The organism is Geothrix rubra (assembly GCF_030268065.1).
GTDB classification, from domain to species: domain Bacteria; phylum Acidobacteriota; class Holophagae; order Holophagales; family Holophagaceae; genus Geothrix; species Geothrix rubra.
This window is the reverse complement of the sequence record NZ_BSDD01000015.1, coordinates 1-1,363: the sequence shown is the minus strand read 5'-3', so window position 1 is coordinate 1,363 and position 1,363 is coordinate 1. Positions and strand designations below refer to the sequence as shown.

Genomic DNA, 1,363 nt, shown 5'->3' with positions numbered 1-1,363 from the left:
CCGCGGGCCAGTCCCTGGTCTACAACGGCTCCGCCTGGTCGCCCGCCACCGTGGCCGGCGCGCCCGGCCCTGCCGGTCCGCAGGGGCCCATCGGTCCCACCGGCGCGACCGGGGCCACGGGACCCCAGGGCCCCATCGGCCTGCCCGGCATCGCCGGTCCCCAGGGCCCTGTCGGCGCCACCGGCCCCGCGGGCCCCCAGGGCCTGACGGGCCCCGGCGGCCGGACCCTCCTCAACGGCACCGGGGCCCCCGCGGCGGCCCTGGGCGCGGACGGGGACTTCTACCTCGACACCGCCGCCAGCGTCCTCTACGGGCCCAAGGGCGCCCTCACCGCCGGCGCCTGGCCCGCCACGGGCACCAGCCTCGTCGGCCCCGCCGGGGCCACCGGTCCCCAGGGCGCCACCGGCGCGACCGGAGCCACCGGGCCCCAGGGCGTCCCGGGCCCGACCGGTGCGACCGGCGCCACTGGACCCCAGGGCGCCACCGGCCCGCAGGGCATCCAGGGCCTCCAGGGCGTGGCCGGCCCGCAGGGTCCCATCGGCCCCACCGGAGCCACGGGACCGCAGGGGGCCACCGGCCCCGTGGCCCCGGCCATCACGAACGTCCTCCTCGGCGAGATCCAGACGGGCTCGGTCAAGACCGTGGGCCTCTCCTACATCATCGCGATGACGGGGATCTTCCCACCCAGGGGCGGCAGCGGCAGCGCGACGGGGCCGTACCTGGGCGAGATCAAGCTGTTCGCGGGGAACTTCGCCCCGGATGGCTGGGCCTTCTGCAATGGACAGCTCCTGTCCATTTCATCGAACACGGCCCTGTTCTCCATCCTGGGCACCACCTACGGCGGAGACGGGATCACCACCTTCGCCCTGCCTGACCTGAGGGCCGCCGTGCCCATCCATACCAACTAGCCAGCCACCGACGCCCCCCCACTCCCGCCGGGAGGCTTCGCCCCCCCTCCGCGACCACCCGACACCCGAGAAGCCGGATGCCAACCCTGCGAGCGCCCATGCCCATTCGACCCACCCTCCTGACCCTGACGCTGATCGGACTGGCCACGGGCCTGCACGCCCAGGGGGCCGCCGCCGTCGCCCCGCCCAGCCCCGCGGTGGCCACCCAGGGCCGCCTCACGGAGGCCGGCCTGCCGGTCACCGGCACCCGCAGCTTCACCTTCTCCATCCTCGACGCCCAGGGCAGCGAACTGTGGAACTCTGGGCCCCAGGACGTCTCCGTGGTCAACGGCCTCTACGCCGTGGAGCTGGGCGGCACGGGCATGCCCGCCATCCCGGCCTCCCTCCTGGGCACCCCCAACCTCAGGCTCCACCTGGTGATCAACGGCGTGGCCCTCACGCCCGACACCGACCTG

At 75.6% G+C, this 1,363-nt stretch carries 2 protein-coding genes; both read left to right on the top strand.

From position 1 onward, the window contains the following. Positions 1–908 (top strand): tail fiber protein (locus QSJ33_RS15560; RefSeq protein ID WP_285727896.1); only part of this gene is annotated, 908 nt, incomplete at its 5' end. A 98-nt stretch (positions 909–1,006) separates the two neighbouring features. Then, positions 1,007–1,363 (top strand): hypothetical protein (locus tag QSJ33_RS15555; protein ID WP_285727894.1); only part of this gene is annotated, 357 nt, incomplete at its 3' end.